The following is an 11,118-nucleotide window of genomic DNA, read 5'->3' on the forward strand; positions in this document are numbered from 1 at the left end:
TTCGCTGGAGGCGCCATGCTGGACACGCTGACGGCGGCGCTGCGCGAGGTGCTGCCCGCCGACGCGGTGATAACGGACCCCGTCCGGCTGCGTACCTACGAGTGTGACGGTCTCACCTATCACCGGGCCACGCCAGGCGTGGTCGTGCTCCCCGACACCGCCGAGCAGGTGGCGTCCGTGGTCAGGCTGTGCAACGAGTTCGCGGTGCCCTTCGTGGCCCGCGGCTCGGGCACGGGCCTGTCGGGCGGCGCGCTGCCCCGCGAGGACGGGGTGCTCGTCGTCACCTCCAGGATGCGCCGCGTCCTGGAGGTCGACCTGCCGAACCGCCGGGCGGTCGTCGAGCCGGGGGTCACCAACCTGGCGATCACCGAGGCGGTGCGCGACCAGGGCTACTACTACGCGCCCGACCCGTCCAGCCAGCAGATCTGCTCGATCGGCGGCAACGTGGCGGAGAACTCCGGCGGCGCCCACTGCCTCAAGTACGGCTTCACCGTCAACCACGTCGAGGCCTGCGAGATCGTCACCCCCGACGGTGACCTGGTGACGCTGGACCGGATGGACCCCGGCTACGACCTGCTGGGCGCGTTCATCGGCTCGGAGGGCACCCTCGGCATCGCCACGAAGATCACGGTACGGCTGAGCCGCGCGCCCGAGTCGGTCACCACCGTGCTGGCCGCCTTCGAGAACATCGAGCAGGGCGGCAGGGCGGTGTCGGCCATCATCGGGGCCGGCATCGTGCCCGCGGCGATCGAGATGATGGACGCGCTGGCCATCGAGGCCGCCGAGGCGGCGGTGGCCTGCGACTACCCGCGTGGCGCGGGCGCCGTGCTGATCGTCGAGCTGGACGGCCCGTCGGCCGAGGTCGAGCTCCAGTTCGCGCGGCTCAAGGAGATCTGCGCGGGCGCGTTCGAGCTGCGGGTGGCGGCGGGCCAGGAGGAGCGGGCGGCGATCTGGAAGGGCCGCAAGTCGGCGTTCGCCGCCGTCGGCCGGATCAGCCCGGCCTACATCGTGCAGGACGGCGTGGTGCCGCGCACCGCGCTGCCTCGCGTGCTGGCCGAGATCGACCGGCTGTCGGCCGAGCACCGCATCAGGGTGGCGAACGTGTTCCACGCCGGCGACGGCAACCTGCACCCGCTGGTGCTGTTCGACGACGCCGAGCCGGGCGCCGGCGAGCGCGCGGAGACGGTGTCGGGCGCGATCCTGGACCTGTGCATCGAACACGGCGGCTCCATCACCGGCGAGCACGGGGTGGGCGTCGACAAGGCGAGATACATGCCGCGCATGTTCACCGACGACGACCTCGACACCATGCAGCTCGTACGGTGCGCGTTCGACCCCCGGGGCCTGTCGAACCCCGGCAAGGTGTTCCCCACGCCGCGGCTGTGCGGCGAGGTGCCCGGGGTGCGGAAGGGCGTGCACCCGCTGGTGGAGTCCGGGAAGGCGGAGCAGTTCTGATGCTCTCAGAGGATCTGACCGGGGTGACGGTCAGGGAGGCCGGGCCGGAAGACGCCGTGTGCGGGGTGACGCCGCGCTGGGTGGCGCTGCCCGAGACGGTCGAGGAGGTGTCGGCCCTGATGCGCGCCTGCGCGGCGCGCGACCTCGCGGTCGTGCCCGCCGGCGGCGGCACCAAGCTGCACTGGGGCCCGCCGCCGGAGCGGCTGGACGTGCTGCTCGACCTGTGCTGCATGAACGAGATCGTCGAGCACGCGGCCGGCGATCTGGTGGTGCGCGCCCAGGCCGGGGTGACCATGGATGCCCTCGCGGCGGCGCTCGCCGGCAGCGGCCAGGAGCTCGCTCTCGACGTTCCGTTCACCGAAGGCACCACGATCGGTGGTACGCTCGCCGCCGCGGTCGCGGGGCCGCGCGCCTTCCGCTATGGCACGGCCCGCGACCTGCTTATCGGCATCACCGTCGTGCTGCCCGACGGCACCGTCGCGCGCTCGGGCGGCAAGGTCGTCAAGAACGTCGCCGGTTATGACCTGGGCAAACTGTTCACCGGCTCGTTCGGCACGCTCGGCGTGATCGCCGAGGCCACCTTCCGGCTCCACCCGCTGCCCGCCGACCGGCGCTGGATCGTGGCGGTGATCGAACCTCCCCAGGTGTCGGAGCGCGGGCCGTGCCAGGTGAGCGAGCTGGCCGCGATGCTGGCCGCCGCCCAGGAGGAGCCGAGCGCCGTCGAGCTCGACTGGCCGCACGGGCAGGGGCCGATCTGGATGACCGTGCTCGTCGAGGGCGCGGCGGCGGAGGAGCGTGCCCGGGCGCTGGCTGAGCGGATGGGCGAGCCGGTGACCGGGGTGCGCGACGAGCCGCCGCCGCAGTGGGGGCTGATCGTCGACGACGACCTGCTGGCCGAGGTGCGCTTCCCGCCGGCCGCGCTGACCGAGGTGCTCGACGCGGTGCACTACAGCGGCTTCTCGCTGCGCGGGTCCGCGGTGACCGGCCGGATCTGGCTGGAGCTGTGGGGCGAGGAGGACGAGGAGAAGGTCTCCGGCGCGGTGGACGCGCTGCGCGACCGGCTGGAGCTCTGCGGGGCCCGGCTCGTCGTGCACGCGACCCCGTACGAGAGCGTCCAGCGGTGGGGGCGCGTCGGCGCGCTGCCGCTGATGCGGCGGGTGAAGGAACGGTTCGACCCGGGGCGAAGGATGTCTCCCGGCCGGTTCGTGGGAGGCATCTGATGGACCCCGACCTGATCGGCGACTGCGTGCACTGCGGGTTCTGCCTGCCGACGTGTCCCACGTACGTGCTGTGGGGCGAGGAGATGGACTCCCCGCGCGGCCGCATCCACCTGATGAAGCAGCACGTGGAGGGCACTGCGGTGACGCCGGAGATGGCCGGCCACTTCGACGCCTGCCTGGGCTGCATGGCGTGCGTGACCGCCTGCCCTTCCGGGGTCCGCTACGACCGGCTGATCGAGCAGACCAGGGCCGAGGTCGAGCGGGCGCACGAGCGCGACCCCCAGGAGCGGGCGGTGCGCGGCCTGGTGTTCGGGCTGTTCCCGTACCCGCGCAGGCTGCGGCTGACGCGGCCCGGCACGGGGCTGGTCCGGCGGCTGGCGCCGTTCCTCGAACGGGCGCATCCGAGCCTGGGCGCGATGGCGGCGCTGGTGCCCGAGGTGCGGCGGCGGCAGCGGCTGCCCCGGCTGGTGCGGGCCAGAGGTCCGCGGCGGGCCGTGGTCGGCATGCTGACCGGGTGCGTGCAGGGCGAGTTCTTCCCGCAGGTCAACGCGGCCACCGCGCGGGTGCTCGCGCTGGAGGGCTGCGACGTGCTGATCCCCGCGGGGCAGGGCTGCTGCGGCGCGCTGAGCGTGCACGCCGGGCGCGAGGACCAGGCCAGGCGGCTGGCCCGCCGCACGGTCCGCGCCTTCCGCAGGGCGGGCGTCGAGGTCGTGGTGGTCAACGCCGCCGGGTGCGGCTCGTCCATGAAGGAGTACGGGGAGCTGCTCGGCGAGGAGCCGGGCTTCCGGGTGATGGACCTGTCGGAGTACCTGGTCGAGCTGGGCCCGGTGGCCGAGCGGCGCCCGCTGCCGCTGACCGTGGCCTACCACGACGCGTGCCACCTGGCGCACGCCCAGGGCGTCCGGTCGCAGCCGCGCGAGCTGCTGCGCGGCATCCCCGGGCTGGAGCTGCGCGAGGTGCCCGACTCGGCCATCTGCTGCGGCTCGGCCGGCACCTACAACATCTTCCAGCCCGAGGCGGCCCGCGACCTCGGCGACCTCAAGGCCAAGGCCGTCGGCTCCACCGGGGCCGGGCTGCTGGTGTCGGCCAACCCCGGCTGCACCATGCAGATCGCCGCCGCGATGCGCCGCCAGGGAGCGGAGATCAAGGTGGCGCACACCGCCGAGGTGCTGGACGCGTCGCTGCGCGGGGTCTCCCTGTGAGCGTGCAGTCGGTCGAGCGTGCGCTCGACGTGCTGGAGGCGCTGGCCGAGCAGGGTGGCGAGGCGAGCCTGTCGGAGATCGCCGCCCGCACCGGGCTGCCGTACGGGACCATCCACCGGCTGCTGCAGACCCTGCTGTCGCGCGGCTACGTGCGCCAGGAGTCCGATCGCCGCTACGCGCTGGGCGGCGGGCTGGTGCGGCTCGGCGGCGTGGCCGAGGGCATGGTCGGCGTGTGGGCGCAGCCGCACCTGACGCGGATGGTGGAGCTGTCGGGCGAGACGGCCAACCTGGCGGTGCTCGAAGGCGACTTCATCGTCTACGTGGCGCAGGTGCCGTCGCCGCGCAGGCTGCGGATGTTCGCCGAGGTCGGCAGGAGGGTGCTGCCGCACAGCACGGCGGTGGGCAAGGTGCTGCTGGCGTGGCGGGCCGCCCACGACGCGGTCACGCTGCTGGAGCGCACCGGCATGCCGCGGCGGACGCCCAACACGATCACCGCCACCGGCCCCATGCTGGCCGAGTTCGACGTGGTGCGCGACCGCGGCTACGCGCTCGACCTGGGCGAGGAGGAGCTGGGCGTGCACTGCCTTGCCGTGCCGGTGCGCGACGGCGACCGGGTGGTGGCGGCCATGTCGGTGTCGGGCCCGGCCGAGCGGATCGACGCCCTGGACCGCGACGAGCTGGCCCGCGGCATGCTGAAGATCGCCGAGGCGTTCGGCGCGGAGCTGAGCCCGGCCGCCGGATAGCGCCATGGAAGCCCTGTTTTCGTCAGGGTGACGACGACTCTCGGCGCTCGGACGGACTAAGCTGTTGCGCTATGAGCAACAGCTCCGTGCAGTCCGTCGACCGCGCCATCGCCATCCTGGAGATCCTGGCCCGCGAGGGCGCCACCCGCGTGACGGACCTCGCCTCGGAGCTGGAGGTGCACAAATCCACCGCGTCCCGGCTGCTCGGCGCCCTGGAGCAGGGCGGGCTGGTGGAGCAGACCGGCGACCGGGGCCGCTACCGGCTCGGCGTCGGCGTGGTCCGGCTCGCCGGGGCCGCCACCGCCCAGCTCGACCTGGCCAGGGAGAGCAGGCCGGTCTGCATGCGGCTGGCCGAGGAGGTCGGCGAGACCGTCAACATCGCGGTGGCCCGCGACGGCGACGTGGTCAACATCAGCCAGGTGCGCGGCCCGTCCGCGATCAGCGGGCAGAGCTGGGCCGGCGCCCGTACTCCCCCGCACGCCACCTCCAGCGGCAAGGTGCTGCTGGCGTTCGGCGCGCTGGCCGTGCCGGACGAGCTGCGCCGGTTCACCCCGCTGACCATCACCGACCGGCGGCAGCTCGGGCTGGAGGAGATCGTCCGGCGCGGCTGGGCGGCCGCGGTGGAGGAGCTGGAGCCGGGGCTCAACGCGGTCGCGGCGCCGGTCAGGAACATCGACGGCGCGGTCGTGGCCGCCGTGAGCGCGTCCGGCCCGTCCTTCCGGCTGACTCCGCAGCGGCTGCCTGAGGTGGGCGAGTCCGTGGCCGAGGGCGCGCGGGAGATAAGCCGGCGGCTCGGCTATTACGGTTGAAGCATGTGCCGAAGCATCAAGACCCTGCGCCCCCCGTACACCGAGGACGTCACCGAGAACGACGTGCGGGCGGCGGCGCTGCAGTACGTCAGGAAGATCTCCGGCTTCCGCGCCCCGGCCCCGCACAACGCCGAGGCGTTCGACCGCGCGGTCGAGACGATCACCCGGGCCTCCGAGGAGCTGCTGAGCTCGCTGCGAGTTCGCGGATCCCGTTGACACGCCCGCCCGTCGGGAGAAGTGTCCGCGTTGTAACCCCACCGACTCCAGGGGGCGATCATGATCAGCGGGCTTTACCAGGGGCAGGACGGTGACTCGACGCTGGTGCTCCGCGTCGACGTCGACGGGCCCCGGCCGACGGGCCGGGTGAGCGGCGACCTGTTCGCCGCCTCGGGCGCGACCGTCACCTACGACGGGTCCTTCGTGCTGCACGCCCCCGTCGTCACGGCGGAGGGTGACGAGACGCGGGCCGAGGGGCAGGGGGAGTTCACCTTCGCCACGCCGGACCGTGACGTGCGCGTCACGATCACCGCCGACGGCGGCACCGCGCGCGTCGCCGGGCGCGACTACCCCGTCCGGTTCACCTCGCGCCACTTCCGTGAGGTCGTGCTGGAGCAGGATTCGGTGGCAGGAGCCGTGCCGTTCGTCTCGTACCACACCGGCAGGCTGCGGGGGCCCGACGGGTCGCCTGCGCGGGAGCTGAACGTGGTGGAGGCCTGGGCGGAGGCGGGCGTCGGGATGACCGTGACCGAGCCGGGCGTGATCCCGGTCGACGGCTCCGGCGCCGACCTGGCGTGGGACGACGCCGAGCTGCACCACGCGATGACCCAGCAGTTCAGTCAGTTCGGCGACGCTCCGGCCTGGCGGGTGTGGCTGCTGGTGGCCAGCCGGCACGTGGGCGGCTATCGGGGCATCATGTTCGACTACGACGACGCCCACCAGCGGCAGGGCGCCGCCGTGTTCCACGACGCGATCAAGGGCGACTCGCCGGAGGCGCAGCGGGCCCAGTTACGGACGTACGTGCACGAGCTCGGGCACGCCTTCAACCTGCTGCACTCCTGGCAGAAGAACCTCGCCACGCCGCCCCAGCCGCTCGGCCCGCACGGCGGCTTCGGCGATCTGTCCTGGATGAACTACGTGCAGAACTACCGGCCGGGCGGCGAGGAGGGCTACTGGGCGGCGTTCCCGTTCCAGTTCACCGACACGGAGCTGGTGCACGTGCGCCACGGCTTCTTCCGCGACGTCGCCATGGGCGCCAACGCGTTCGGCGCCGGGGCCGCCGAGGTGGCCCCGTTCGAGCAGCCGATCGAGGACCACTCGGGGCTGGCGCTGGAGCTGCGGGCCAAGGACCCGTTCGGGTTCGGCGAGCCGGTGGTGGTCGAGCTCAAGCTCTCCTGTACGGGCGAGCCGCGCGTCACCCACGGCCACCTCCACCCCGACACCGAGTTCACCCAGGTCACGATCACCCAGCCGAGCGGCAGGACCGTGCTCTACCGGCCGATGATGCGCCACTGCGTCGACCGCTCGCCCGAGATCAGGCTCGACGCCGGCAACCCGGCCATGTACCGCAGCGTCTACATCGGCCACGGCCGCGACGGCCACTACTTCCAGCAGCCCGGCGAGTACCGGGTGCGCGCCCAGTACATCGCCGCCGACGGCTCGCACGTGGTCTCCCCGCCCTGCCTGGTACGGGTGCGCTACCCGGCCACCGACGACGACCACCGGGTGGCCGAGCTGATGCTGGGCGAGGACCAGGGCAAGCTGTTCTCGCTGCTCGGCTCCGACTCGCCGGCGCTGCGCCCGGGCAACGAGGCGCTGGACGAGATGATCGACCGGTTCGGGCAGCACCCGCTGTCCGTCTACGCCCGGATGGTGAAAGGGCTCAACGCCGAGCGGGAGTTCAAGACCATCACCGCCGGCAAGCGGCTGCGGATCCGGCCGCCCGACCCGAAGCAGGGCATCGAGCAGCTCGCCAGGGTCGCCGGGGCGGGCACGATCGACAACATCACGCTCAACATGGTGATGCGCCGCTGGGCCAGGGCGGAGGCGCGGCAGGGCGACCTGCCCAAGGCCAGGGCGGTGCTCGACAAGATGGTCGCGACCTTCCAGGCCAAGGGGGTCAACCCCATCATCATGGGCCAGATCAGGAAGCAGGCCGAGCTGACCTCGCAGGCGCTCAGTCTGGAAGCTTGACCGGACGGCCGCCCGCGCAGCCCACCTTGACCTCGACCTCCTCGGCGTCGTCGTCCGGCTCGAACTCCACCTTGGCCTCGGTGTCGGGACCGGGCTCGACGCCGTCGACCGAGTAGCCCTGGGCGGGGCTCCACGAGCGCAACGTCACCCGGCCGTCCGCGCAGGAGGCGATGACGGTGCCGCCCGCCGTGCGGATCACCTCGTTCGCAGGGGGCGCCTGGGTGGGGGTCCGCGCGGGGCTCTGGGAGGGGCGCTGGATGGTGGCGGTCACCCTGGTCAGCGCGGCGCGGGCCTCCTCCTGCGTCATCACCTGGCCGGACGTGCCGGTCAGCGCGCCGCCGAGCAGGCCGAGCACCGCCACGGCCGCGCCGGTCGCGGCGACCGCGGCGGCGGCCCAGGCAAGGACGAGTCGCTTCACCCTCGTCACCTTTCCCCTCGTACGGCTAAGCGCGGGTTAAGACAGCCCTAAGACGGCGGCTCGTACCTCTGTTTACCGTCTACCGTTTCACCATATGGCTGACATCCTGCTGATTGAGGACGACGTGACGATCCGCACGGCGCTGAGCCGCGGGCTGCGGGATCTCGGCCACGCCGTCGCCTCCTCCCCCACCGCGCTCGACGGCCTGCGGCTGGCCGTGCAGGACCGGCCCGACCTGATCGTGCTCGATCTGGGGCTGCCCGACCTCGACGGCGCCGAGCTGCTGCGGATGCTGCGGGCGGTCAGCAAGGTGCCGGTCATCGTGGCGACCGCCCGCGACGGCGACGCCGAGATGGTGCCTGTGCTGGACGCGGGCGCGGACGACTACGTGGTCAAGCCGTACAGCGCGACGCAGCTCGACGCCCGGATCAGGGCGGTGCTGCGGCGGGCCGGCGACCCGGCGCCGACGCCGCTCCAGGTCGGCGCGCTGCGCGTGGACCCGCGCGCCCGGCTGGCCGAGCTGGACGGCGCGGCGCTGGACCTGACGCCGCGCGAGTTCGACGTGCTGCACTACCTGGCGGCGCGCGCGGGCGAGGTCGTCACCAAGCGGGAGCTGCTGACCGAGGTGTGGCAGCTCCCGTACGGCGGCGCCGACAAGACCGTGGACGTTCACCTGTCGTGGCTGCGCAGGAAACTCGGCGAGACCGCCTCCGAGCCCCGTTACCTGCACACGGTGCGCGGCGTCGGGGTGAAGCTGGTCGAGCCGTCGTGAGGCGCTGGCTGGCGCTGCTGGTGGCGGCCACCACGTCGCTGGTGCTGATCGCGCTGCTGGTGCCGATGGCGCTGCTGATCCGTTCGGTGGCGGAGAACGGCGCGATGAGCCGCGCCACCGCCGCCGCCGAGTCGGTGGCCGTCTCGGTCGGCACGGCGGACCTGCCGCTGGCGGTCGAGCGCGTGGAGTGGCCCGTGACCGTGTTCCTGCCCGGCGGGCGCGTGATCGGCGAGGAGGCCCGGCGCACCGACGCGGTGGAGCTGGCGGCGACCGGCCGCAGCGTCACCGCCGAGTGCGACGACGGCAGGGAGGTGCTCGTCGCGGTGCAGTCGCCGGAGGGCACCGTGGTCATCAGGTCGTTCGTGAGCGACGCCGAGCTGATGCGCGGCGTCCGCGAGGCGTGGACGGCCCTGCTCGTGCTGGGGCTGGCGCTGGTCGTGCTGGGCATCGCGCTGGCCGACCGGCTGGCCAGGGCCATGACCGGGCCGATCGACGGGCTGGCCCGGGTGTCGCACCGGCTGGCCGGCGGCGACCTGGACGCGCGGGCGGAGCCGGGAGGGCCGACGGAGGTGCGGGCGGTCGCGCTGGCGCTGAACCACCTGGCCGGCCGCATCGGCGACCTGCTGGCGGCCGAGCGCGAGTCGGTGGCCGACCTGTCGCACCGCCTGCGTACGCCTCTGACGGGCCTCAGGCTGGACGTGGAGTCGCTGCGCGACCCCGAGGAGGCGGCGCGCGTGGGCGCCCGCGTGGACGCGCTGGAGCGCGCCGTCAGCGCGGTCATCACCGACGCCCGCCGCCGCTCGGCCGGGCGCGAGTCCTGCGACGCCACCGCTGTGGTGCGGGAGCGGGTGCGCTTCTGGTCGGTGCTCGCCGAGGACCAGGGGCGCGAGGTGGACGTCGCCCTGCCCGGCGGCGAGCTGCCCGTAGCGGCCGGCGCCGAGTCGCTGGCGGCGTGCGTGGACGCGCTGCTGGGCAACGTGTTCGCGCACACCCCCGAAGGGGCGTCCTTCTCGGTACGGCTCGCGCCGCATCCGAAGGGAGCCGAGCTCGTGGTCAGCGACACGGGCCCCGGATTCGACCCCGCCCTGCTCGCCCGGGGCAACAGCGGCGGCGGCTCGACCGGTCTCGGCCTGGACATCGCCCGCCGCACCGCCGAGTCCAGCGGCGGCGGCCTGGCCGTGTCGCCCGTGCCGTCCGGCGGCGCGCGGGTTGAAGTGACGTTAGGGCGGCCTTAGCGCGGCATTACCGGCGACCGGGGTTTTCTTGAAGGCATGCAGACCACTACGAAAATCATCGTCGCCAGCGCCGCCGCCATGGCCCTCGTGGCCGGCGGCTCCGCCGCCTTCGCCGCCTCCCAGGACTCCCTCGAAGGCCCCGCCTCCCAGAGCGTCGCCCAGACCGCCCCTCAGGTGACCGCCCAGCAGGCCATCGAGCTCGCCCTGAAGGAGGTGCCGGGCTCGTGGGTGTCGGAGGTCGACTTCGACGGCCGCGGCAAGAAGACGGACGTCTGGGAGGTCAAGACGATCAAGGGTGACGTCGAGCACGAGCTCGACATCGACGCCGTGTCGGGCAAGCTGCTCAAGCAGGAGACCGAGCGGGCCGACGACGATGACGACAGCGACGACGACTGACGCTCAGCACGAGTCGAGGATGCCGTCCATGGCGTCCTTCTCTGCCTTCGTCACCCAGAGCTCGTACTTGGCCTTGACGTCGATCTGACGGGCGATGTACGCGCAGCGGTAGGACCGGCGCGGCGGCAGCCATGTCGCCGCGTCGGAGTCGCTCTTCTGGCTGTTGAGCGGGCCGTCGACGGCGAGCAGGTTGAGCGGGTCGTTGGCGAACTCCTTGCGCTTGGTGTCCGACCACTGCTGGGCGCCCTTCTGCCAGGCGTCGGAGAGCGGGATCAGGTGGTCGATCTGGACCTTGCTGCTGGTGTCCTGGCCGCGCTTGAAGTTGATCGTCTCGCCGCCGTACGGGTCCTTCAGGACGCCGGTGAGGACGATGCAGTCGTGGGTGCCCTCCTTGAAGGTCTCGTCGGTCAGGTCGCGCTTGAGAATGTCGTTGCGGGTGTCGCAGCCGTTGCGGTCGACGTCCGCCCAGGCGGGGCCGAACTTGTCGCGGTCGAACCCGGTCTTCGGCGCCCGCCCCTTGACGGCCAGCTTCTCCAGCTTGCCGCGCGCGTCCTTGACGTCTACGTCGGACGAGGATGTGCCGCCGTCCTCCGCCTGCTGTCCCAGTTGTGCTTCCAACTCCCCGCACCCGGTGAGCATCACTACGGCGGCCAAACCCGCCAAGACCGCCCGAACACG

General features: G+C 72.9%; 12 protein-coding genes. 10 read left to right on the plus strand and 2 right to left on the minus strand.

The genetic code is table 11. The annotated features are described in order from the left end of the window. Positions 1-15 precede the first annotated feature (15 nt). The 7 genes from ACIBF7_RS23605 (at position 16) to ACIBF7_RS23635 (ending at position 7,619) form a co-directional block, all read left to right on the plus strand. Positions 16-1,455: an FAD-linked oxidase C-terminal domain-containing protein gene (locus tag ACIBF7_RS23605; protein ID WP_397198161.1), complete on the plus strand. Its 1,440-nt coding sequence runs from the start codon at positions 16-18 to the stop codon at positions 1,453-1,455. Then, on the plus strand, positions 1,455-2,675 hold the full coding sequence (locus tag ACIBF7_RS23610; protein WP_397198162.1) for an FAD-binding oxidoreductase: 1,221 nt from the start codon (positions 1,455-1,457) through the stop codon (positions 2,673-2,675). The genes ACIBF7_RS23605 and ACIBF7_RS23610 overlap by 1 nt, the downstream gene beginning before the upstream one ends. Then, on the plus strand, positions 2,675-3,877 hold the full coding sequence (locus tag ACIBF7_RS23615; RefSeq protein ID WP_397198163.1) for a (Fe-S)-binding protein: 1,203 nt from the start codon (positions 2,675-2,677) through the stop codon (positions 3,875-3,877). Before ACIBF7_RS23610 ends, ACIBF7_RS23615 begins: the two co-directional genes overlap by 1 nt. Positions 3,878-3,879: 2 nt before the next feature. After that, on the plus strand, positions 3,880-4,620 hold the full coding sequence (locus ACIBF7_RS23620; protein WP_397198268.1) for an IclR family transcriptional regulator: 741 nt from the start codon (positions 3,880-3,882) through the stop codon (positions 4,618-4,620). Between the two features lie 71 nt (positions 4,621-4,691). Continuing rightward, on the plus strand, positions 4,692-5,429 hold the full coding sequence (locus ACIBF7_RS23625; protein ID WP_187281325.1) for an IclR family transcriptional regulator: 738 nt from the start codon (positions 4,692-4,694) through the stop codon (positions 5,427-5,429). Positions 5,430-5,432: 3 nt separating this feature from the next. Next, positions 5,433-5,645 (plus strand): DUF2277 domain-containing protein, encoded by a 213-nt coding sequence (locus ACIBF7_RS23630; protein ID WP_364228272.1) that lies wholly within the window; start codon positions 5,433-5,435, stop codon positions 5,643-5,645. A gap of 60 nt (positions 5,646-5,705) precedes the next feature. Continuing rightward, positions 5,706-7,619, plus strand: coding sequence for a hypothetical protein (locus ACIBF7_RS23635; RefSeq protein WP_397198164.1), 1,914 nt, complete (start codon positions 5,706-5,708; stop codon positions 7,617-7,619). On the opposite strand, the gene ACIBF7_RS23640 is transcribed toward ACIBF7_RS23635, so the two are convergent. After that, complete coding sequence (locus ACIBF7_RS23640) at positions 7,603-8,037, minus strand: hypothetical protein (protein ID WP_397198165.1); 435 nt, start codon at positions 8,035-8,037, stop codon at positions 7,603-7,605. The two genes, ACIBF7_RS23635 and ACIBF7_RS23640, sit on opposite strands and share 17 nt — an antisense overlap. A gap of 94 nt (positions 8,038-8,131) precedes the next feature. On the opposite strand from ACIBF7_RS23640, the gene ACIBF7_RS23645 reads away from it, so the two are divergent. From ACIBF7_RS23645 to ACIBF7_RS23655, 3 genes are read left to right on the plus strand one after another with little or no spacing between them, the layout of a single operon-like run. Further along, positions 8,132-8,809, plus strand: coding sequence for a response regulator transcription factor (locus ACIBF7_RS23645; protein WP_271277937.1), 678 nt, complete (start codon positions 8,132-8,134; stop codon positions 8,807-8,809). After that, entirely contained in the window at positions 8,806-10,044 is a 1,239-nt protein-coding gene (locus tag ACIBF7_RS23650) for a HAMP domain-containing sensor histidine kinase (RefSeq protein ID WP_148033523.1), read from the plus strand. The genes ACIBF7_RS23645 and ACIBF7_RS23650 overlap by 4 nt, the downstream gene beginning before the upstream one ends. 36 nt (positions 10,045-10,080) lie before the next feature. Then, the gene (locus ACIBF7_RS23655) at positions 10,081-10,440 is read left to right on the plus strand and encodes a PepSY domain-containing protein (protein ID WP_397198166.1); all 360 of its coding nucleotides are present in this window, start codon (positions 10,081-10,083) and stop codon (positions 10,438-10,440) included. Between the two features lie 3 nt (positions 10,441-10,443). Here ACIBF7_RS23655 and ACIBF7_RS23660 read toward each other — a convergent pair whose 3' ends face one another. After that, the gene (locus ACIBF7_RS23660; RefSeq protein ID WP_397198167.1) at positions 10,444-11,058 is read right to left on the minus strand and encodes an HNH endonuclease family protein; all 615 of its coding nucleotides are present in this window, start codon (positions 11,056-11,058) and stop codon (positions 10,444-10,446) included. Positions 11,059-11,118 lie beyond the last annotated feature (60 nt).

Source organism: Nonomuraea sp. NPDC050478 (genome assembly GCF_044458265.1).
In the GTDB taxonomy this organism is placed as follows: domain Bacteria; phylum Actinomycetota; class Actinomycetes; order Streptosporangiales; family Streptosporangiaceae; genus Nonomuraea; species Nonomuraea ferruginea.